This is a genomic window from Pseudomonas sp. PLMAX (genome assembly GCF_046042685.1).
Taxonomy (GTDB): domain Bacteria; phylum Pseudomonadota; class Gammaproteobacteria; order Pseudomonadales; family Pseudomonadaceae; genus Aquipseudomonas; species Aquipseudomonas putida_AE.
Genome location: NZ_CP064949.1, coordinates 136,035 through 156,491, shown reverse-complemented (window position 1 = coordinate 156,491; position 20,457 = coordinate 136,035). Strand labels below are relative to the sequence as shown.

At 57.2% G+C, this 20,457-nt stretch carries 21 protein-coding genes; 18 read left to right on the top strand and 3 right to left on the bottom strand.

The window, feature by feature from the left end:
• The 3 genes from recF to dnaA are packed head-to-tail and all read right to left on the bottom strand — an operon-like array spanning window position 1 to window position 3,787.
• A complete protein-coding gene (gene recF, locus DKB71_RS00710) occupies window positions 1-1,104 on the bottom strand; it encodes a DNA replication/repair protein RecF (RefSeq protein WP_008064628.1) in 1,104 nt (367 codons plus the stop codon).
• 20 nt (window positions 1,105-1,124) lie between these two features.
• Window positions 1,125-2,228, bottom strand: a complete 1,104-nt coding sequence (gene dnaN, locus DKB71_RS00705; RefSeq protein ID WP_408599369.1) for a DNA polymerase III subunit beta — start codon at window positions 2,226-2,228, stop codon at window positions 1,125-1,127.
• Between the two features lie 38 nt (window positions 2,229-2,266).
• Entirely contained in the window at window positions 2,267-3,787 is a 1,521-nt protein-coding gene (gene dnaA, locus DKB71_RS00700) for a chromosomal replication initiator protein DnaA (RefSeq protein ID WP_274073783.1), read from the bottom strand.
• Between the two features lie 567 nt (window positions 3,788-4,354).
• Here dnaA and rpmH point away from each other — a divergent pair.
• The 18 genes from rpmH (at window position 4,355) to DKB71_RS00610 (ending at window position 20,412) form a co-directional block, all read left to right on the top strand.
• Window positions 4,355-4,489, top strand: a complete 135-nt coding sequence (gene rpmH / locus DKB71_RS00695) for a 50S ribosomal protein L34 (RefSeq protein WP_003213577.1) — start codon at window positions 4,355-4,357, stop codon at window positions 4,487-4,489.
• 16 nt (window positions 4,490-4,505) lie between these two features.
• The gene (gene rnpA, locus DKB71_RS00690) at window positions 4,506-4,907 is read left to right on the top strand and encodes a ribonuclease P protein component (protein WP_274073874.1); all 402 of its coding nucleotides are present in this window, start codon (window positions 4,506-4,508) and stop codon (window positions 4,905-4,907) included.
• Window positions 4,900-5,145, top strand: a complete 246-nt coding sequence (gene yidD, locus DKB71_RS00685; protein WP_080725322.1) for a membrane protein insertion efficiency factor YidD — start codon at window positions 4,900-4,902, stop codon at window positions 5,143-5,145. The genes rnpA and yidD overlap by 8 nt, the downstream gene beginning before the upstream one ends.
• A 2-nt stretch (window positions 5,146-5,147) precedes the next feature.
• Window positions 5,148-6,827, top strand: a complete 1,680-nt coding sequence (gene yidC, locus DKB71_RS00680; protein ID WP_274073782.1) for a membrane protein insertase YidC — start codon at window positions 5,148-5,150, stop codon at window positions 6,825-6,827.
• A gap of 79 nt (window positions 6,828-6,906) precedes the next feature.
• Entirely contained in the window at window positions 6,907-8,277 is a 1,371-nt protein-coding gene (gene mnmE / locus DKB71_RS00675; RefSeq protein WP_408599368.1) for a tRNA uridine-5-carboxymethylaminomethyl(34) synthesis GTPase MnmE, read from the top strand.
• A 630-nt stretch (window positions 8,278-8,907) separates the two neighbouring features.
• Window positions 8,908-10,806, top strand: coding sequence for a tRNA uridine-5-carboxymethylaminomethyl(34) synthesis enzyme MnmG (mnmG, locus tag DKB71_RS00670; RefSeq protein WP_408599367.1), 1,899 nt, complete (start codon window positions 8,908-8,910; stop codon window positions 10,804-10,806).
• On the top strand, window positions 10,803-11,447 hold the full coding sequence (gene rsmG, locus DKB71_RS00665) for a 16S rRNA (guanine(527)-N(7))-methyltransferase RsmG (RefSeq protein WP_274073780.1): 645 nt from the start codon (window positions 10,803-10,805) through the stop codon (window positions 11,445-11,447). Before mnmG ends, rsmG begins: the two co-directional genes overlap by 4 nt.
• A gap of 18 nt (window positions 11,448-11,465) precedes the next feature.
• Complete coding sequence (locus DKB71_RS00660; protein WP_008064610.1) at window positions 11,466-12,263, top strand: ParA family protein; 798 nt, start codon at window positions 11,466-11,468, stop codon at window positions 12,261-12,263.
• Between the two features lie 9 nt (window positions 12,264-12,272).
• Window positions 12,273-13,145 (top strand): ParB/RepB/Spo0J family partition protein, encoded by an 873-nt coding sequence (locus DKB71_RS00655; RefSeq protein WP_046818611.1) that lies wholly within the window; start codon window positions 12,273-12,275, stop codon window positions 13,143-13,145.
• Window positions 13,146-13,293: 148 nt separating this feature from the next.
• Window positions 13,294-13,701, top strand: a complete 408-nt coding sequence (locus tag DKB71_RS00650) for a F0F1 ATP synthase subunit I (protein ID WP_007969901.1) — start codon at window positions 13,294-13,296, stop codon at window positions 13,699-13,701.
• A 16-nt stretch (window positions 13,702-13,717) separates the two neighbouring features.
• On the top strand, window positions 13,718-14,587 hold the full coding sequence (gene atpB, locus DKB71_RS00645) for a F0F1 ATP synthase subunit A (protein ID WP_408599366.1): 870 nt from the start codon (window positions 13,718-13,720) through the stop codon (window positions 14,585-14,587).
• 134 nt (window positions 14,588-14,721) lie between these two features.
• Window positions 14,722-14,979 carry a F0F1 ATP synthase subunit C gene (gene atpE, locus DKB71_RS00640; protein WP_003097235.1) on the top strand — a complete coding sequence of 86 codons (258 nt, stop codon included), beginning with the start codon at window positions 14,722-14,724 and terminating at the stop codon, window positions 14,977-14,979.
• A 58-nt stretch (window positions 14,980-15,037) separates the two neighbouring features.
• On the top strand, window positions 15,038-15,508 hold the full coding sequence (locus DKB71_RS00635) for a F0F1 ATP synthase subunit B (protein WP_274073778.1): 471 nt from the start codon (window positions 15,038-15,040) through the stop codon (window positions 15,506-15,508).
• Between the two features lie 12 nt (window positions 15,509-15,520).
• Window positions 15,521-16,057, top strand: a complete 537-nt coding sequence (locus DKB71_RS00630; protein WP_274073777.1) for a F0F1 ATP synthase subunit delta — start codon at window positions 15,521-15,523, stop codon at window positions 16,055-16,057.
• Window positions 16,058-16,078: 21 nt separating this feature from the next.
• Entirely contained in the window at window positions 16,079-17,623 is a 1,545-nt protein-coding gene (gene atpA / locus DKB71_RS00625) for a F0F1 ATP synthase subunit alpha (RefSeq protein ID WP_274073776.1), read from the top strand.
• Between the two features lie 50 nt (window positions 17,624-17,673).
• Window positions 17,674-18,534, top strand: a complete 861-nt coding sequence (atpG, locus tag DKB71_RS00620; RefSeq protein WP_008064595.1) for a F0F1 ATP synthase subunit gamma — start codon at window positions 17,674-17,676, stop codon at window positions 18,532-18,534.
• Window positions 18,535-18,561: 27 nt separating this feature from the next.
• Complete coding sequence (gene atpD / locus DKB71_RS00615) at window positions 18,562-19,941, top strand: F0F1 ATP synthase subunit beta (RefSeq protein ID WP_020797984.1); 1,380 nt, start codon at window positions 18,562-18,564, stop codon at window positions 19,939-19,941.
• A 45-nt stretch (window positions 19,942-19,986) separates the two neighbouring features.
• Window positions 19,987-20,412: a F0F1 ATP synthase subunit epsilon gene (locus DKB71_RS00610; RefSeq protein WP_007969909.1), complete on the top strand. Its 426-nt coding sequence runs from the start codon at window positions 19,987-19,989 to the stop codon at window positions 20,410-20,412.
• The last annotated feature ends 45 nt before the right edge of the window (window positions 20,413-20,457 follow it).

The window sequence follows — 20,457 nt, the reverse complement described above, 5'->3', positions numbered from 1 at the left end:
TCACTCCCGATGGTCGTGGGTCTGGGTGATACGGCCCTGTTCCACGTGGAACAGGGCGACTGGCGTTTCCGTCTGCCAGCCTTCCCTCAATAATTCGTGGTCTACACAGGTGATGAACACCTGGCAGCGTAAGTCTTCCAGCAAGCGGCAAAGCGCACGGCGGTGCTGCTCGTCCAGTTCGGACGGCAAGTCATCCACCAGATAAATACACTGACCGCGTCGGGCCTGGCTCACCAGGTGCCCTTGGGCAATCCGCAGTGCACAGACCACAAGCTTTTGCTGACCCCGGGACAAAATGTCCGCGGCGTTGTGTGCGCCCAATCTAAGACGCAAATCAGCCCGTTGCGGTCCGGCCTGGGTATGACCCATTTGCTGATCCCGTTGCAGGGACCCGGCAAGTACGGCGCTCAATTCCCGGTCCTTGTCCCAGCCTCGGTAATAGCTGAGCGTCAAACCTTCGAGCTCAACCAGTTCGCTCAAGGTTTGTTCAAAGACTGGCTTCAAGGCTTTGATGTAAGCGCGGCGGTATTCATCGATTTCAGCGCTGGCCTGGCACAGTTCCCTGTCCCAAACCGCTTGCGAAACGGCGTCAAGTGTACCATGCCGCAGCCAAGAGTTTCTCTGGCGCAGGGCCTTCTGCAGGCGTTGCCAGGTGGACATGAATCGGGGTTCCACGTGGAACACGCCCCAGTCGAGGAACTGTCGGCGAATCTTCGGCGCGCCTTCCAGCAAGCGGAAGCTGTCCGGGTTGATCAACTGCAGCGGCAGGATCTCGGCCAGTTGCGCAGCACTGCGCGCGTTTTGTCCGTCGATGCGTATCTGGAACTCCCCCTGGCGATCCCGGGAGATGCCAAGGGCGCTGTGTCCGCCTTCAGCCAACTCGACCTGGCCAAATACCGTGCACGCCAATTGCTCGTATTGAATGACGGGCAACAACCGGGTGCTACGAAACGAACGCGCAAGCCCCAGCAGGTGAATGGCTTCCAGGACACTGGTTTTGCCGCTGCCGTTGGCGCCGTAAAGGATATTGATTCGGGGGGAGGGGGAGAAGGTCACCGGGTGCAGATTGCGCACCGCGGTGACCGAGACGCGACTGAGGGACATCTAGCTTCTGCTGAACATGATTACAGACGCATCGGCATGACGACGTAGGCCGAGTCGTCGTTGTCGGACTCTTGCACCAGCGCACTGCTGTTGGAGTCGGACAGGATCAGACGTACCTGCTCGGTGGTCATCACGCCCAGTACGTCGAGCAAGTAACTTACGTTGAAGCCGATTTCCAGGGAGCCGCCGTTGTACTCAACGCCAACTTCTTCTTCCGCTTCCTCCTGCTCCGGGTTGTTCGCCTGGATCTTCAACTGACCAGGAGCCAGTTGCAGACGGATACCGCGGTACTTCTCGTTGGACAGAATCGCCGTACGGCTGAACGCCTCACGCAACGCCTGACGATCACCGAGCACCAGCTTGTCGCCGCCTTTAGGCAGAACGCGCTCGTAGTCCGGGAATTTGCCGTCGACCAGTTTCGAGGTGAAGGTGAACTCACCGGTGGTGGCGCGAATGTGGTGCTGGCCCAGGACGATGCTGACGATACCGTCCGGCTCGGTCAGCAAACGCGCCATTTCAAGGATACCCTTGCGCGGCACGATGACCTGGTGGCGATCCGGCTGGCCGATATCAGCCTGCATCGAGCACATTGCCAGGCGGTGGCCGTCGGTGGCCACGGCACGAATGACGCCCGCCGAGACTTCCAGCAGCATGCCGTTGAGGTAGTAACGCACGTCCTGCTGGGCCATGGCGAAGCTGGTGCGCTCGATCAGGCGACGCAGCTTGCTCTGCTCGAGGCTGCAGGTCAGCGAGCCCGGGCCTTCTTCCACGGTGGGGAAATCGTTGGCCGGCAAGGTCGAGAGGGTGAAGCGGCTACGGCCAGCCTTCACCACCAGCTTCTGTTCATCGACCTTGATATCGATCAGCGCGTCGTTCGGCAGGCTTTTGCAGATGTCCATCAGTTTACGTGCAGGCACGGTGATGGAACCTGTTTCAGCAGGCTCTTCGAGTTGCACGCGACCGACCAGCTCGACTTCCAGGTCGGTACCGGTCAGCGACAACTGCTGGCCTTCGACAACCAGCAGCACGTTGGAGAGAACCGGCAAGGTCTGTCGGCGCTCGACGACGCCTGCGACCAGTTGCAGGGGTTTCAACAGGGCTTCGCGTTGAATGGTGAAATGCATGGTCTAGTCCCTTGCCTTAAAAGCTGCGCTGGTGTTCATCAAGTGGTCAGTGTACGCAGCAGGTTCTTGTAGTCCTCGCGGATGTCCGCGTCGGATTCCTTAAGTTCGTTGATCTTGCGGCAGGCGTGCAAAACGGTCGTGTGGTCACGCCCACCAAACACATCACCGATTTCCGGCAGGCTGTGGTTGGTGAGTTCCTTGGACAACGCCATGGCGACCTGACGTGGACGGGCAACCGAACGCGAACGACGTTTGGACAACAGATCCGAGATCTTGATCTTGTAGTACTCGGCGACCGTGCGCTGAATGTTATCCACAGAGACCAGTTTGTCTTGCAGCGCCAACAGGTCCTTCAGGGACTCGCGAATCAACTCGATGGTGATATCGCGCCCCATGAAGTGCGAATGGGCGATGACGCGCTTGAGCGCACCTTCCAGTTCACGGACGTTGGAGCGAATGCGTTGGGCAATGAAGAACGCGGCATCGTGTGGCAATTCGACCTTGGCCTGGTCAGCCTTCTTCATCAGGATCGCGACACGGGTTTCCAGTTCCGGCGGCTCTACGGCCACCGTGAGGCCCCAGCCGAAGCGGGACTTCAGTCGTTCTTCAAGGCCTTCGATTTCTTTCGGATAGCGGTCACTGGTGAGAATGACCTGCTGGCCACCTTCAAGCAGGGCGTTGAAGGTGTGGAAAAACTCTTCCTGGGAGCGCTCCTTGCGAGCGAAAAACTGAATATCGTCGATCAGCAATGCATCCACCGAACGGTAGAAGCGCTTGAATTCGTTGATCGCGTTCAGTTGCAGTGCCTTGACCATGTCGGCCACGAAACGCTCGGAATGCAGGTACACGACCTTGGCATTCGGGTTCTTCTTTAATAGGTGGTTACCCACAGCATGCATCAAGTGGGTTTTACCCAGACCTACACCACCATAAAGGAAGAGCGGGTTGTATCCGTGCTTGGGGTTGTCCGCCACTTGCCAGGCCGCAGCCCGGGCCAGTTGGTTGGACTTGCCCTCAACGAAGTTTTCAAAGGTAAAGGTGCGGTTCAGGTAGCTGGTGTGCTTGAGGGCGCCTTCAACCTGAACAGTGCGTTGCTCGGCGCGCACCGGTGCCTGTTGCGAACTGGCGCCGGCCATTGGGTCGAAGCTGTCACGCGAAGGCTCTTGCTCAGCCACTTCAGCGGTTTTTTGCGTCGCACGCTTGGCCGGTGATGGGGCGGGAGCCGCAGGCGCGGCAGCAGCTGCTGCCGCCTGAACCTGGGACGCCGCGGCGGCAGCCAGTGGCGCATTCGGTGCAGCACGCGGAGCTGAGCTGCGTTTGCTGCCTATTAATAAGGAAAGCGCAGGCGCCATGCCGTTGCCGTGCTCATCGAGCAATTCCAGCACGCGGCTCAGGTATTTCTCGTTGACCCAGTCCAGGACAAAACGATTGGGTGCATAGACACGCAACTCGTCGCCTTCGGCTTCGACCTGTAGTGGACGGATCCAAGTGTTGAATTGTTGGGCAGGCAGCTCATCGCGCAAAAGCTCCACGCACTGCTGCCAAAGTTCCACTGACACGGATATCCCCTAAGTTGAAAGCCGGTGAGGCAAAAACAAGCGGCCATTGTAACGGCCAGACGCAGACTTATCCACACGTAGGTGGGTCATGAACCGAGAACAATCAGGGTTTTATACGCAAAAAAGACGACCAATGGTCTGTGCATAAGCTCTGTGGATAACCACCTCTAAGCTCATTGCACAAGTGGGGAAGAAACGCGGTGGATAACCTGCCTGTGGATAACAGCGCTTTCCACACACAGGTTATCCGACCGCGCAGCACAGCCTGAACACCGTTTTCCACTGTAGTTGTCATTCGCTGTACATGCGATGAAACAAGGGCTCAAGGCACTTATCCACAGATACCCGCGCCCTAAGCTTTTATAAGCTTTACAGAAAAGCTTTAAATACTTTCCTTTCTTATTTTTATATTTGCCTGGGGATCCTGGCCAGGCAAAACCTCTGGAGATCTATTTATAAGGAAACGTTGGTTGGAAATTGACCTAGAGGCTTGCTTTCTCTAGAATCCCCGGTCTCTTAAAACGGGGGCCATTCCGGCCCGTTGTGGACGAACCAGGTAACACGACAATGAAACGTACTTTCCAACCAAGCACTATCAAACGCGCTCGTACCCACGGTTTCCGTGCTCGCATGGCTACCAAGAACGGTCGTGCCGTCCTGTCGCGTCGTCGCGCCAAAGGTCGTGCGCGTCTGGCAGTTTGATAATCCGGCACTGGAGGTGAGTCAGGACTTCAGTCGGGAAAAGCGTCTGCTTACCCCCCGGCATTTCAAGGCGGTCTTTGACTCCCCTACCGGCAAGGTTCCGGGGAAAAATCTCCTGCTCCTTGCGCGCAAAAACGATCTTGATCACCCCCGTCTCGGGCTGGTTATCGGGAAAAAGAGCGTAAAGCTCTCCGTCGAGCGCAATCGCCTCAAACGTCTGATGCGCGAATCGTTTCGCCTGAACCAGGATTCACTGGCAGGCTGGGACATCGTTATCGTCGCGCGCAAAGGTTTGGGTGACGTAGAAAACCCCGAATTGATTCAGCATTTCGGCAAACTCTGGAAGCGTCTGGCACGCAGCACGCCAGTACCAGCAGTCAAAACCGAAACTGTAGGGGTAGACAGTCCCGATGCGTAAACTGGCACTCGTTCCGATCCAGTTTTATCGCTACGCCATTAGTCCCCTGATGGCCAGTCACTGTCGTTTCTACCCCAGTTGTTCCTGCTACGCGTTAGAAGCCATTGAAAATCATGGCCTTCTTCGCGGTGGCTGGCTGACCTTTCGTCGTTTAGGTCGCTGTCATCCGTGGAATCCCGGTGGTTATGACCCGGTTCCATCTATCCCTACCTCCCGTTCTTCTTCGATGGCCGAGTAATCATGGATATCAAACGCACGATCCTGATCGTCGCCCTGGCAATCGTGTCCTACGTTATGGTTCTTAAATGGAACCAGGACTATGGCCAGGCTGCCTTGCCGACTCAGAATGTTGCTTCCAGTACGACCGCACCGGGCCTCCCGGATACGGCCACTGGCAATAAAGCGTCCGTCAGTGACGACATTCCGCACGCCGCAAACGATACCAGCGCACCTGCCGAAACTCCGGTAGCGGCGAGCACCGACCTCATCCAGATCAAAACGGATGTGCTCGATCTGGCCATCGATCCACAGGGTGGTGATGTTGCCCAACTGAAATTGCCGCTGTATCCACGTCGTCAGGACCATCCGGAAATTCCATTCCAGCTGTTCGACAACGGCAACGAACGGACTTATCTGGCGCAAAGTGGCCTGATTGGCAGCAACGGCCCGGATGCAAGTCCTGCCGGTCGTCCGATTTACTCGGCAGAGAAGAAGGTTTATCAGCTGGCTGACGGTCAGGACCAATTGGTCGTGGACCTGAAGTTCAGCAAGGACGGCGTCAACTACATCAAGCGTTTCACTCTGAAACGCGGCCTGTATGACGTAACCGTGTCCTACCTGATCGACAACCAGAGCGCACAGCCCTGGTCTGGTGCAATGTTCGCGCAATTGAAGCGTGACGCCAGCTCCGATCCGTCTTCCAGCACCGCCACCGGTACCGCGACTTACCTGGGCGCCGCCCTGTGGACAAGTTCGGAGCCGTACAAGAAAGTGTCCATGAAGGACATGGACAAGGCGCAGCTGAAAGAAACCGTTACCGGCGGTTGGGTTGCCTGGTTGCAACACTACTTCGTGACCGCGTGGATTCCGGCGAAGGGCGAAAACAACGTCGTCCAGACCCGTAAAGACAGCAAAGGCAACTACATCATCGGTTACACCGGTCCTTCGTTGACCGTTGCTCCGGGTGCCAAGGCTGAAACCAGCGCTACTCTGTACGCCGGTCCGAAAAGCCAGGCGGTGCTCAAAGAGTTGTCCCCAGGTCTGGAACTGACTGTCGACTACGGCATCCTGTGGTTCATCGCTCAACCGATCTTCTGGTTGCTGCAACACATCCACGCCATTGTGGGTAACTGGGGCTGGTCGATTATCTTCCTGACCATGCTGATCAAGGGGATCTTCTTCCCGTTGTCGGCCGCCAGCTACAAATCCATGGCGCGCATGCGTGCAGTGGCTCCGAAACTGGCTGCGCTGAAAGAGCAACATGGCGATGACCGGCAGAAAATGTCGCAAGCCATGATGGAGCTGTACAAGAAAGAGAAGATCAATCCGCTGGGTGGTTGCTTGCCAATCCTCGTGCAGATGCCGGTATTCCTTTCGTTGTACTGGGTTCTGCTGGAAAGCGTTGAAATGCGCCAAGCGCCGTTCATGCTGTGGATTACCGACCTGTCGATCAAGGATCCGTTCTTCATCCTGCCGATCATCATGGGTGCAACCATGTTCATCCAGCAGCAGTTGAACCCGACTCCACCGGATCCGATGCAGGCCAAGGTGATGAAGCTGATGCCAATCATCTTCACCTTCTTCTTCCTGTGGTTCCCGGCTGGTCTGGTGCTGTACTGGGTAGTGAACAACTGCCTGTCGATCGCCCAACAGTGGTACATCACTCGTAAGATCGAAGCAGCTGCCAAAGCGACTGCCTGACTTACACTGTGGGTAACCACTCAAAACGCCCCCTAGTGGGGCGTTTTGCTATCTGTCACTTTTGTCTGGATACCGGTTTATGAGCGCTCCTCGTGAAACCATTGCCGCCGTCGCCACTGCCCAGGGTCGTGGCGGTGTCGGCATCGTGCGTATTTCCGGGCCGTTGGCCAGCATTGCGGCCAAGGCCTTCAGCGGTCGTGAACTCAAGCCGCGGTTCGCTCATTACGGACCGTTCCTGGGTGAAAACGACGAGGTGCTCGATCAGGGCATCGCGCTGTATTTTCCCGGACCGAACTCGTTCACCGGCGAAGATGTACTGGAATTACAGGGGCACGGTGGTCCGGTCGTCCTGGATATGCTGCTGCAGCGCTGCCTTGAACTGGGTTGCCGCCTGGCCCGGCCGGGTGAATTCAGTGAACGGGCATTTTTGAACGACAAGCTCGACCTGGCCCAGGCTGAAGCCATCGCCGACCTGATCGAAGCCAGTTCTGCACAAGCAGCTCGCAACGCATTGCGCTCCTTGCAAGGCGCCTTTTCGGCGCGTGTGCATAACCTCACGGAACAACTGATCGGCCTGCGGATTTATGTCGAAGCGGCGATCGACTTTCCGGAGGAAGAAATCGACTTCCTGGCCGATGGCCACGTATTGAGCATGCTCGACAAAGTTCGCGACGAGTTATCCACCGTCATGCGCGAAGCCGGGCAGGGTGCCTTGCTGCGCGATGGCATGACGGTGGTCATCGCCGGTCGTCCGAATGCTGGAAAATCCAGCCTGCTCAATGCACTGGCCGGTCGCGAAGCGGCCATCGTCACCGAGATCGCCGGCACCACGCGGGACGTCCTGCGCGAACATATCCACATCGATGGCATGCCCCTGCATGTGGTGGATACCGCCGGGCTGCGCGATACCGATGACCATGTGGAAAAGATTGGTGTGGAGCGGGCGTTGAAAGCCATTGGCGAGGCCGATCGGGTCCTGCTGGTGGTCGATGCGACCGCGCCGGAAGCCCTCGATCCTTTTGCGCTATGGCCTGAGTTCCTCGAACCCCGCCCTGATCCGGCGAAAGTCACGCTGATCCGTAACAAAGCCGACCTTACGGGCGAGGCCATGGCCCTGGAAATCAGCGATGATGGGCATGTCACCATCAGCCTCAGCGCCAAGTCTGCAGGGGTTGGCCTTGAGCTGCTGCGCGACCACTTGAAGGCTTGCATGGGTTATGAACAGACCTCTGAAAGCAGCTTCAGTGCTCGCAGGCGCCACCTGGACGCATTGCGTCATGCCAGTGCTTCCCTCGAGCACGGCCGGGCGCAACTGACCTTGGCGGGTGCCGGCGAATTGCTGGCCGAGGATTTGCGCCAAGCTCAGCAGTCCCTGGGCGAAATCACCGGTGCGTTCAGCTCCGATGACCTGTTGGGTCGAATCTTCTCCAGCTTCTGCATCGGTAAGTAGGAGCAAGCTTGCTCGCGATGGACGTTAACGATGACGCGTGTATTGCTGGTTAAACATGTCGCCCTTAGCTCCATCGCGAGCGAGCTCGCTCCTACAAGGGTCTGCTTTCAAGCCTGTCTGTTTCTTCCTTTCTCTTAATTTCCTCCAGTGCCGAGCAGATTTCCCCCTGCTTGAGCGGATTTTCTGTGCCCAGGATCTGACTGATCCACGTTTTCCTGTGGATTAAGCCCTGTGAATAACCGCAGCTAAGGCCAGTTGATAACAGGGCCTCAAAACTGAAGATAACCACCCCTGTGGATAAGCATCCCATTCATCCACAGGCTTAAACCGGTTATCCAAGGGCCTCATAGGCACATGACCACAGGGTTTTGAATCTCTGTACACATTGATTTTAAAGGCCTGTAACAATCTATCCACAGAAAGGCATGCCAGTAGAAATAAACATAAAAACAAAGATTTAATAAATTTCTCTCTTTTTAATTTCTATAACCGCCACTTCTCCACAGCTGGTTAAATTTTGTGCAAAGGGTTCTTTAGGAAGGGCGAAGTCCCTATACTTGTCGACCAGGTCCAAAAACCTGAGCTCAAACTATTCCTGAATTACCTACTTAAGCAGGCACGAGGTGCGTGGTGGATTTCCCTTCCCGTTTTGAAGTGATCGTCATCGGCGGCGGTCATGCCGGTACCGAGGCAGCACTGGCCTCAGCACGTATGGGGGTCAAGACCCTGTTGCTGACGCATAACGTGGAAACCCTCGGTGCCATGAGTTGCAATCCGGCCATTGGCGGGATCGGCAAAAGCCATCTGGTCAAGGAAATCGATGCCCTCGGCGGCGCGATGGCCATTGCTACCGATAAAGGCGGCATCCAGTTTCGCGTGTTGAACAGCCGCAAAGGCCCAGCCGTACGGGCGACTCGTGCGCAAGCCGACCGGGTTCTATACAAGGCCGCTGTCCGCGAAATCCTGGAAAACCAGCCGAACCTGTGGATATTTCAACAGGCTGCAGACGACCTGATCGTCGAGCAGGAGCAAGTGCGCGGTGTCGTCACCCAAATGGGCCTGCGTTTCCTCGCCGATTCGGTGGTGTTGACCACTGGTACCTTCCTCGGTGGACTTATCCACATCGGTTTGCAGAATTTTTCCGGCGGACGCGCCGGTGATCCGCCGTCGATCGCCCTGGCTCAACGCCTTCGTGAATTGCCGCTGCGGGTCGGTCGCCTGAAAACCGGAACGCCGCCGCGTATCGACGCCCGGTCTGTGGATTTCTCGGTGATGACCGAGCAGGCCGGCGATACGCCGATTCCAGTGATGTCGTTCATGGGCTCCAAGGACCAGCACCCACAACAGGTCAGCTGCTGGATCACCCACACCAACGCGCGCACTCACGAAATCATTGCTGCGAACCTCGACCGTTCGCCGATGTATTCCGCTGCGGGTGAAATCGAAGGCATCGGCCCGCGTTACTGCCCGTCGATCGAAGACAAGATCCATCGTTTTGCCGACAAGCAAAGCCACCAGGTTTTCATCGAACCGGAAGGCTTGACCACCAACGAGCTGTACCCGAACGGAATTTCCACTTCCTTGCCGTTCGACGTGCAATTGCAGATCGTGCAGTCGATCCGCGGCATGGAAAACGCACACATCGTGCGCCCGGGCTACGCCATCGAATACGACTACTTCGACCCGCGTGACCTGAAGTACAGCCTGGAAACCAAAGTCATCGGCGGCCTGTTCTTTGCCGGGCAAATCAACGGCACCACCGGTTACGAAGAAGCCGGCGCCCAGGGTTTGCTGGCTGGAACCAACGCCGCGCTGCGTGCTCAAGGCAAAGATGCCTGGTGTCCGCGTCGCGACGAAGCCTACATCGGCGTATTGGTTGACGACCTGATTACCCTCGGCACCCAGGAGCCGTACCGGATGTTCACATCCCGTGCCGAATACCGTCTGATCCTGCGCGAAGACAACGCCGACCTGCGCTTGACCGAAAAAGGTCGCGAATTGGGTCTGGTCGATGACGCGCGCTGGGCAGCGTTCTGCAAAAAGCGCGAAAGCATCGAGCTGGAAGAGCAGCGTCTGAAAAGTACCTGGGTACGCCCGGGCACCGAGCAGGGCGATGCGATCGCGGAAAAATTCGGCACGCCGCTGACTCACGAATACAACCTGCTCAATCTGCTGAGCCGTCCGGAAATCGACTACGCTGGTCTGATCGCCGTCACCGGTGGTGGCGCGGAAGATCCACAGGTGGCCGAACAGGTCGAAATCAAGACCAAATACGCCGGCTACATCGATCGTCAACAGGATGAAATCGCGCGTCTGCGGGCCAGCGAAGACACCAAACTGCCTGTGGATATCGATTACACGAACATTTCCGGTCTCTCCAAAGAGATCCAGAGCAAGCTCGGCGCGACCCGTCCAGAGACATTGGGTCAGGCATCACGTATCCCGGGCGTGACACCGGCAGCCATTTCCCTGTTGATGATTCATTTGAAAAAACGCGGCGCGGGCCGTCAGTTGGAGCAAAGCGCTTGAGTTCGTTGGTCACCCCGCAACACGCAGAAGAGTTATCCACAGGTGCTCGCGAGCTCGGTGTGGCTTTGAGTGAAACCCAGCAGGCACAACTGCTGGGTTATCTGGCCCTGTTGATAAAATGGAACAAGGCCTACAACCTCACGGCCGTGCGCGATCCCGATGAAATGGTGTCGCGTCATTTGCTCGATAGCCTGAGCGTGATGTCGTTCGTCGAAAACGGTCGCTGGCTCGATGTTGGCAGCGGTGGCGGCATGCCGGGCATTCCCCTGGCCATCCTGTTTCCCGAGTCGCAAGTGACCTGCCTGGACAGCAACGGCAAGAAGACCCGCTTCCTGACCCAGGTCAAACTCGAGCTGAAACTGGACAACCTGCAAGTTATCCACAGTCGCGTCGAAGCGTTCCAGCCTGCACAGCCCTTCAACGGGATCATTTCCCGGGCCTTCAGCAGCATGGAGAACTTCAGCAACTGGACGCGCCACCTTGGTGACACCGATACGCGCTGGCTGGCAATGAAGGGCGTTCATCCCGCCGATGAGCTGGTAGCATTGCCGACAGACTTCCACCTCGATAGCGAACACGCCCTGGCCGTACCTGGTTGCCAAGGCCAACGCCATCTGCTGATACTGCGCCGCACGGCATGATTGGGAACACAAGCAAGAATGGCTAAGGTATTCGCAATAGCGAACCAAAAGGGTGGTGTGGGCAAGACCACCACCTGTATCAACCTCGCAGCATCCCTGGTCGCGACCAAGCGTCGGGTATTGCTGATCGATCTCGATCCACAGGGCAACGCCACCATGGGTAGCGGTGTGGACAAACACGGCCTGGAAAACTCGGTCTATGACCTGCTGATCGGGGAGTGCGACCTGGCCCAGGCCATGCATTTCTCCGAGCACGGCGGTTACCAGCTGTTGCCGGCCAACCGTGACCTGACCGCGGCCGAAGTGGTTCTGCTGGAAATGCAGATGAAGGAAAGCCGCCTGCGCAGTGCGCTGGCGCCGATCCGTGAAAACTACGACTACATCCTGATCGACTGCCCGCCATCGCTGTCGATGCTGACCTTGAACGCACTGGTTGCCGCCGACGGGGTGATTATCCCCATGCAGTGCGAGTACTTCGCACTCGAAGGCTTGAGCGACCTTGTGGATAACATCAAGCGCATCGCCGAGCTGCTCAATCCGAACCTCAAGGTCGAAGGCCTGTTGCGCACGATGTACGACCCGCGCCTGAGCCTGATGAACGATGTTTCGGCCCAGCTCAAGGAACACTTCGGCGACCAGCTGTACGACACGGTCATTCCGCGCAACATTCGCCTGGCCGAAGCGCCGAGCTACGGCATGCCGGCGCTGGCGTACGACAAATCATCGCGCGGTGCCGTGGCCTATCTGGCCCTGGCGGGCGAGATGGTCCGTCGTCAACGCAAAAACTCACGCATCGCCGCTGCTCAGGCAACTTAAGGAATCCCCATGGCCGTCAAGAAACGAGGTCTCGGACGTGGACTGGATGCACTGCTGAGTGGTCCGAGTGTCAGCGCGCTGGAAGAACAGGCGGTGCAAGCCGATTCGCGCGAGCTGCAACACCTGCCGCTGGACCTGCTGCAGCGCGGCAAGTACCAGCCGCGTCGCGACATGGATCCCCAGGCGCTCGAAGAGCTGGCGCAATCGATCAAGGCCCAGGGCGTGATGCAGCCGATCGTGGTGCGGCCGATCGGTAGCGGGCGCTACGAAATCATTGCCGGTGAACGCCGCTGGCGTGCCAGCCAGCAAGCTGGCCAGGAAACCATTCCGGCGATGGTGCGCGATGTCCCGGATGAAACCGCGATCGCCATCGCGCTGATCGAGAACATCCAGCGCGAAGACCTCAATCCGATCGAAGAAGCGGTGGCCTTGCAGCGTCTGCAAACGGAATTCCAGCTTACACAGCAACAGGTCGCCGAAGCCGTGGGCAAGTCCCGGGTCACCGTGGCCAACCTGCTGCGCCTGATTTCCCTGCCGGAAGTCATCAAGACCATGCTTTCCCATGGCGACCTCGAAATGGGGCATGCTCGTGCATTGCTCGGTTTGCCGGAAAATCAACAGGTTGAAGGGGCGCGACATGTTGTCGCACGCGGACTGACCGTGCGCCAGACTGAAGCACTGGTTCGCCAGTGGTTGAGTGGCAAACCGGAGCCTGTGGAAACCCCAAAACCGGACCCGGATATTGCCCGCCTGGAACAGCGCCTAGCCGAGCGCCTAGGCTCTGCGGTGCAGATTCGCCACGGAAAGAAGGGTAAAGGGCAACTGGTCATTGGTTACAACTCCCTGGATGAACTTCAGGGTGTGCTCGCACACATTCGCTGAAACATTTCCTCATGTAGCGCGCAGTCGGAAATCACTACCTGACAGTTGAATAGGGGCTGAACCGCCCCTATACTCTGCGCGCATTTTGTCGGCACAAATTATGCCAAGTTATTGAATTCTGGCAGCCGACCATTGGAGAGCAAAAGTGATGGAAACCCGCACGCCAAACCGCTTGCCCTTCCATCGCCTGGCAGTTTTTCCGGTGCTAATGGCTCAATTTGTCGTTTTGCTGATCGCTGCTTTGGCGCTCTGGCAATGGCGGGGAGTCGTTGCCGGGTACTCGGGACTTTGCGGAGGCCTGATAGCCTTGCTGCCCAATGTTTATTTCGCTCACAGGGCATTTCGGTTTTCCGGCGCCCGAGCAGCCCAGTCCATCGTCCGGTCTTTTTATGCCGGCGAGGCAGGCAAACTGATTTTGACGGCAGTGCTGTTTGCACTGGTGTTTGCAGGTGTGAAGCCATTGGCACCGATTGCAGTATTCGGTGTCTTCGTGCTGACTCAGTCAGTCAGCTGGTTCGCTCCCCTGCTGATGAGAACAAGACTTTCGAGACCTTAGGGCGTTTGAGGCAACCATGGCAGAAACAACCGCTTCGGGCTATATCCAGCACCACTTGCAGAACCTGACCTTCGGTCAGCACCCTACCGGCGGCTGGGGCTTTGCCCACACCGCAGCAGAAGCCAAGGAAATGGGCTTCTGGGCTTTCCACGTCGATACTCTCGGCTGGTCGGTCGCATTGGGGCTGATCTTCGTTCTTCTTTTCCGCATGGCGGCGAAGAAAGCGACTTCCGGTCAACCAGGTGCTTTGCAGAACTTCGTTGAAGTATTGGTCGAATTCGTCGATGGCAGCGTGAAAGACAGCTTCCATGGCCGTAGCCCGGTGATTGCACCGCTGGCACTGACCATCTTCGTCTGGGTGTTCCTGATGAACGCCGTCGACCTGGTACCGGTCGACTGGATTCCTCAGCTGGCCATCCTGATTTCCGGCGACCCCCACATCCCGTTCCGCGCCGTGTCGACTACCGACCCGAACGCGACCCTGGGCATGGCGATCTCGGTTTTCGCACTGATCATTTTCTACAGCATCAAGGTCAAGGGCATCGGCGGCTTCATCGGCGAACTGACCCTGCACCCGTTCGGCAGCAAGAACATTTTCGTTCAAGCCCTGCTGATTCCGGTGAACTTCCTGCTGGAATTCGTGACACTGATCGCCAAGCCGATCTCCCTGGCTCTGCGTCTGTTCGGCAACATGTACGCCGGCGAGCTGGTCTTCATTCTGATTGCTGTGATGTTCGGCAGCGGTCTGCTCTGGCTTAGTGGCCTGGGCGTTGTTCTGCAGTGGGCGTGGGCTGTGTTCCACATCCTGATCATCACCCTGCAGGCGTTCATCTTCATGATGCTGACCATCGTCTACCTGTCGATGGCGCACGAAGAAAACCATTAAGACCAGTCTCGACTAGTCTGATGTCCCTCCCGGTCAAACGGGAGGGTGCTCCTCACGGGGCATCTGAAACGATTTGTTTTACCGCTTTAAATTAAAAAAACCTAAACCATACGACGTAAAAGTCGGGAGGAAAGATGGAAACTGTAGTTGGTCTAACCGCTATCGCTGTTGCACTGTTGATCGGCCTGGGCGCACTGGGTACCGCAATTGGTTTCGGCCTGTTGGGCGGCAAGTTCCTGGAAGGCGCAGCGCGTCAGCCAGAAATGGTTCCAATGCTGCAAGTCAAAATGTTCATCGTTGCCGGTCTGCTCGACGCCGTAACCATGATCGGTGTTGGTATCGCTCTGTTCTTCACCTTTGCGAACCCGTTCGTTGGTCAGATCGCTGGCTGATTACTCGGATATTCCGGGTAATTTGGTGTGATGGACAACGTAACTGCGAGGTGTTGGCGTGAACATTAATGCGACCCTGATTGGCCAGTCCGTTGCGTTCCTGATTTTTGTACTGTTCTGCATGAAGTTCGTATGGCCTCCGGTCATCGCGGCTCTGCACGAACGTCAAAAGAAGATCGCTGATGGTCTGGACGCTGCCAGCCGTGCAGCTCGCGACCTGGAGTTGGCCCAAGAGAAAGCGGGTCAGCAACTGCGCGAAGCGAAAGCTCAGGCAGCTGAAATCATCGAGCAAGCCAAGAAACGCGGTAACCAGATCGTTGAAGAGGCTGTTGAAAAAGCCCGTATCGACGCTGACCGTGTGAAGGTTCAGGCTCAGGCCGAGATCGAACAGGAACTGAACAGTGTCAAAGACGCGCTGCGTGCCCAAGTGGGTACTCTGGCCGTTGATGGTGCTTCGAAGATCCTGGGCAAAGCAATCGATCAAAACGCGCACGCAGAGCTGGTTAACCAACTGGCTGCTGAAATCTAAGCGAGGGCGATCATGGCAGAACTGACCACGTTGGCCCGACCTTACGCTAAGGCGGCCTTCGAGCACGCTCAGGCCCACCAGCAACTGGCCAATTGGTCAGCCATGCTCGGCCTGGCAGCAGCGGTGTCGCAAGACGACACCATGCTGCGCGTGCTCAAGGCCCCGCGACTGACGAGCGCAGAAAAGGCCGCCACGTTCATTGACGTGTGCGGCGACAAGTTCGATGCCAAGGCACAGAATTTCATCAATGTCGTTGCCGAAAACGACCGTCTCCCGCTGTTGCCGGAGATCTCCGCTCTGTTCGACCTGTACAAGGCCGAGCAAGAGAAGTCGGTAGACGTTGAAGTGACCAGTGCTTTTGCATTGAACCAAGAACAGCAAGACAAACTCGCCAAGGTTCTCAGTGCACGACTCAACCGGGAAGTGCGCCTGCAAGTTGCGGAGGATGCTGCCCTGATAGGTGGTGTCGTAATCCGCGCCGGCGACCTGGTTATCGATGGCTCGATTCGCGGCAAAATCGCGAAACTTGCCGAAGCATTGAAATCTTGAGTTTGAAGGGGCAGCAGAGCAATGCAGCAACTCAATCCTTCCGAAATAAGTGAAATTATCAAGGGCCGCATCGACAAGCTCGATGTGACCTCCCAAGCCCGTAACGAAGGCACTGTCGTCAGCGTATCTGACGGTATCGTGCGGATTCACGGTCTGGCCGACGTAATGTACGGCGAGATGATCGAGTTTCCGGGCGGCGTCTTCGGTATGGCTCTCAACCTGGAGCAAGACTCCGTAGGTGCCGTAGTACTGGGCGCTTACCAGTCTCTGGCTGAAGGCATGAGCGCCAAGTGCACCGGCCGCATCCTCGAAGTTCCGGTTGGTAAGGAACTGCTGGGTCGCGTAGTCGACGCACTGGGTAACCCTGTTGACGGCAAAGGTCCACTGGGCAACACCGAGACCGACGCGGTCGAGAAAGTTGCTCCAGGCGTGATCTGGCGTAAGTCGGTAGACCAGCCTGTACAGACTGGCTACAAGGCTGTCGATGCCATGATCCCTGTCGGCCGTGGCCAGCGTGAGCTGATCATCGGTGACCGTCAGATCGGTAAAACCGCTCTGGCGATCGACGCGATCATCAACCAGAAAGACAGCGGCATTTTCTGCGTCTACGTAGCCATCGGTCAGAAACAATCGACCATCGCCAACGTGGTTCGCAAGCTGGAAGAAAACGGCGCCCTGGCCAACACGATCATCGTGGCTGCCAGTGCTTCGGAATCTCCTGCACTGCAATTCCTGGCACCGTACTCCGGTTGCACCATGGGCGAATACTTCCGCGACCGCGGTGAAGACGCGCTGATCGTTTATGACGATCTGTCCAAGCAAGCAGTGGCTTACCGCCAGATTTCCCTGCTGCTGCGCCGTCCACCAGGCCGTGAAGCTTACCCAGGCGACGTGTTCTATCTCCACTCCCGTCTGCTGGAGCGCGCATCCCGCGTTTCGGAAGAGTACGTAGAGAAGTTCACCAACGGCGCAGTGACCGGCAAAACCGGTTCCCTGACCGCACTGCCGATCATCGAAACCCAGGCTGGCGACGTTTCCGCGTTCGTTCCGACCAACGTGATTTCCATCACCGACGGTCAGATCTTCCTGGAATCGGCCATGTTCAACTCGGGCATCCGTCCTGCAGTGAACGCCGGTGTTTCGGTATCCCGTGTGGGTGGTGCCGCTCAGACCAAGATCATCAAGAAGCTGTCCGGTGGTATCCGTACCGCTCTGGCTCAGTACCGTGAACTGGCGGCATTCGCCCAGTTCGCTTCTGACCTGGACGAAGCGACCCGTAAGCAACTTGAGCATGGTCAGCGCGTTACCGAGCTGATGAAGCAGAAGCAATACGCCCCAATGTCGATCGCTGACATGGCGTTGTCGCTGTATGCCGCTGAGCGTGGGTTCCTGACTGACGTCGAAATCACCAAGGTCGGCAGCTTTGAACAAGCGCTGATTGCTTACTTCAACCGCGATCACGCCGATTTGATGGCGAAGATCAACGTTAAAGGTGACTTCAATGACGAAATCGACGCTGGCATGAAAGCCGGTATCGAGAAGTTCAAGGCCACCCAAACCTGGTAAGCCGCAGCGGGAGCCGCAAGGCTCCCGCTTGCTAACCTGATAGGTGTTACATGGCAGGCGCAAAAGAGATTCGCAGTAAGATTGCGAGCATCAAAAGCACGCAAAAAATTACCAGCGCCATGGAAAAAGTGGCGGTCAGCAAAATGCGCAAGGCACAAATGCGCATGGCAGCTAGCCGTCCTTATGCGGAGCGCATCCGCCAGGTTATTGGGCATCTGGCCAACGCCAACCCGGAATACCGCCACCCGTTCATGATCGACCGCGAAATCAAGCGTGTTGGTTATGTCGTAGTGAGCAGTGACCGTGGTCTGTGCGGTGGCTTGAACACCAACCTGTTCAAGGCCCTGGTCAAGGACATGGCGGTAAACCGCGAGAAAGGCGTCGAGATTGATCTGTGTGTAGTGGGTAGCAAGGGTGCGGCCTTTTTCCGCAACTTCGGCGGCAACGTCGTAGCAGCTATCAGCCACCTGGGTGAAGAGCCGTCGATCAACGACTTGATCGGTAGCGTCAAAGTGATGCTGGATGCCTACCTGGACGGCCGTATTGACCGCCTGTCCGTGGTGTCCAACAAGTTCATCAACACCATGACGCAACAGCCTACCGTGGAGCAATTGATTCCACTGGTGGCAACCCCGGATCAGGACCTCAAGCACCACTGGGACTATCTCTACGAACCGGATGCCAAAGAGCTGCTTGACGGCTTGATGGTCCGCTACGTTGAGTCGCAGGTCTACCAGGCGGTGGTCGAGAACAACGCGGCTGAACAAGCTGCGCGGATGATCGCGATGAAGAACGCTACCGACAACGCCGGTGATTTGATCAGCGATTTGCAGCTGGTCTACAACAAGGCGCGTCAGGCTGCGATCACCCAAGAGATCTCGGAAATCGTCGGCGGCGCTGCCGCGGTTTAACGGTTCAAATATTCAGAGGATCCAGCTATGAGTAGCGGACGTATCGTTCAAATCATCGGCGCCGTTATCGACGTGGAATTTCCACGCGACAGCGTACCGAGCATCTACAACGCGCTGAAAGTAGTGAGCGCGGCCGAAACCACCCTGGAAGTTCAGCAGCAGCTGGGCGACGGCGTGGTTCGCACCATTGCGATGGGTTCCACCGAGGGCTTGAAGCGCGGTCTGGAAGTTACCGATTCTGGCGCAGCCATCTCCGTACCAGTCGGTAAAGCGACCCTGGGCCGGATCATGGACGTACTGGGCAACCCGATCGACGAAGCTGGCCCAATCGCCACCGACGAGCGTTGGGGCATCCACCGTGCAGCGCCTTCGTTCGCTGAACAAGCGGGCGGCAACGACCTGCTGGAAACCGGCATCAAGGTTATCGACCTGGTTTGCCCGTTCGCCAAGGGTGGTAAAGTTGGTCTGTTCGGTGGTGCCGGTGTAGGCAAAACCGTAAACATGATGGAACTGATCCGTAACATCGCCATCGAGCACAGCGGTTATTCCGTGTTCGCCGGTGTGGGTGAGCGTACTCGTGAGGGTAACGACTTCTACCACGAGATGAAGGATTCCAACGTTCTGGACAAAGTGGCACTGGTTTACGGTCAGATGAACGAGCCGCCGGGAAACCGTCTGCGCGTAGCACTGACTGGCCTGACCATGGCCGAGAAGTTCCGTGACGAAGGTAACGACGTTCTGCTGTTCGTCGACAACATCTATCGTTACACCCTGGCCGGTACTGAAGTATCCGCACTGCTGGGCCGTATGCCTTCGGCAGTAGGTTACCAGCCGACCCTGGCTGAAGAGATGGGCGTTCTGCAAGAACGTATCACTTCGACCAAGGAAGGTTCGATCACCTCGATCCAAGCGGTATACGTACCTGCGGACGACTTGACCGACCCGTCGCCAGCGACCACCTTCGCCCACTTGGACGCCACCGTCGTTCTGTCCCGTGACATCGCTTCCCTGGGTATCTACCCAGCGGTAGACCCACTGGACTCGACTTCGCGCCAGCTGGACCCGAACGTAATCGGCCAGGACCACTACGACACCGCTCGCGGCGTCCAGTACGTTCTGCAGCGTTACAAAGAACTGAAGGACATCATTGCGATCCTGGGTATGGACGAGCTGTCGGAAGCCGACAAGCAGTTGGTAAACCGTGCTCGTAAGATCCAGCGTTTCTTGTCGCAGCCGTTCTTCGTGGCTGAAGTCTTCACCGGTGCATCGGGTAAATACGTTTCCCTGAAAGACACCATTGCTGGCTTCAAAGGCATCCTCAACGGTGACTACGACCACCTGCCAGAACAAGCGTTCTACATGGTTGGCGGCATCGAAGAAGCGATCGAGAAAGCCAAGAAACTGTAATCCCGGCGCCCGGAAACGGGCGCTAATTTAGGTTGAGGCAATCAGATGGCTATGACAGTCCATTGCGATATCGTCAGCGCGGAAGGGGAAATCTTTTCCGGTCTGGTCGAGATGGTGATTGCGCACGGTGCACTGGGTGATCTTGGTATCGCTCTGGGTCACGCGCCGCTGATCACTAATCTCAAGCCAGGTCCGATCCGCCTGGTCAAGCAGGGCGGGGAAGAGGAGGTGTATTACATCTCCGGTGGTTTCCTCGAGGTTCAGCCGAACATGGTCAAGGTTCTTGCCGATACCGTGCAACGTGCTGCCGACCTGGATGAAGCCTCTGCTCAGGAAGCCGTCAAGGCTGCCGAGAAGGCCTTGCATGAACGTGGCGCGGAATTCGATTACGGCTCCGCTGCCGCACGCCTGGCCGAGGCCGCAGCTCAGCTGCGCACCGTCCAGCAGATCCGCAAGAAGTTCGGCCACTAAGGCTGCGCTTGTTGTGTGATTGATTAAAAAGGGTAGCCTCGGCTA

Bases quoted from the DNA above. Each gene is read 5' to 3' on its own strand.
- recF (WP_008064628.1), bottom strand. From the start codon at position 1,104: ATGTCCCTCAGTCGCGTCTCGGTCACCGCGGTGCGCAATCTGCACCCG.
- dnaN (WP_408599369.1), bottom strand. From the start codon at position 2,228: ATGCATTTCACCATTCAACGCGAAGCCCTGTTGAAACCCCTGCAACTG.
- rpmH (WP_003213577.1), top strand. From the start codon at position 4,355: ATGAAACGTACTTTCCAACCAAGCACTATCAAACGCGCTCGTACCCAC.
- yidD (WP_080725322.1), top strand. From the start codon at position 4,900: ATGCGTAAACTGGCACTCGTTCCGATCCAGTTTTATCGCTACGCCATT.
- yidC (WP_274073782.1), top strand. From the start codon at position 5,148: ATGGATATCAAACGCACGATCCTGATCGTCGCCCTGGCAATCGTGTCC.
- mnmE (WP_408599368.1), top strand. From the start codon at position 6,907: ATGAGCGCTCCTCGTGAAACCATTGCCGCCGTCGCCACTGCCCAGGGT.
- DKB71_RS00660 (WP_008064610.1), top strand. From the start codon at position 11,466: ATGGCTAAGGTATTCGCAATAGCGAACCAAAAGGGTGGTGTGGGCAAG.
- DKB71_RS00655 (WP_046818611.1), top strand. From the start codon at position 12,273: ATGGCCGTCAAGAAACGAGGTCTCGGACGTGGACTGGATGCACTGCTG.
- DKB71_RS00650 (WP_007969901.1), top strand. From the start codon at position 13,294: ATGGAAACCCGCACGCCAAACCGCTTGCCCTTCCATCGCCTGGCAGTT.
- atpB (WP_408599366.1), top strand. From the start codon at position 13,718: ATGGCAGAAACAACCGCTTCGGGCTATATCCAGCACCACTTGCAGAAC.
- atpE (WP_003097235.1), top strand. From the start codon at position 14,722: ATGGAAACTGTAGTTGGTCTAACCGCTATCGCTGTTGCACTGTTGATC.
- DKB71_RS00630 (WP_274073777.1), top strand. From the start codon at position 15,521: ATGGCAGAACTGACCACGTTGGCCCGACCTTACGCTAAGGCGGCCTTC.
- atpA (WP_274073776.1), top strand. From the start codon at position 16,079: ATGCAGCAACTCAATCCTTCCGAAATAAGTGAAATTATCAAGGGCCGC.
- atpG (WP_008064595.1), top strand. From the start codon at position 17,674: ATGGCAGGCGCAAAAGAGATTCGCAGTAAGATTGCGAGCATCAAAAGC.
- atpD (WP_020797984.1), top strand. From the start codon at position 18,562: ATGAGTAGCGGACGTATCGTTCAAATCATCGGCGCCGTTATCGACGTG.
- DKB71_RS00610 (WP_007969909.1), top strand. From the start codon at position 19,987: ATGGCTATGACAGTCCATTGCGATATCGTCAGCGCGGAAGGGGAAATC.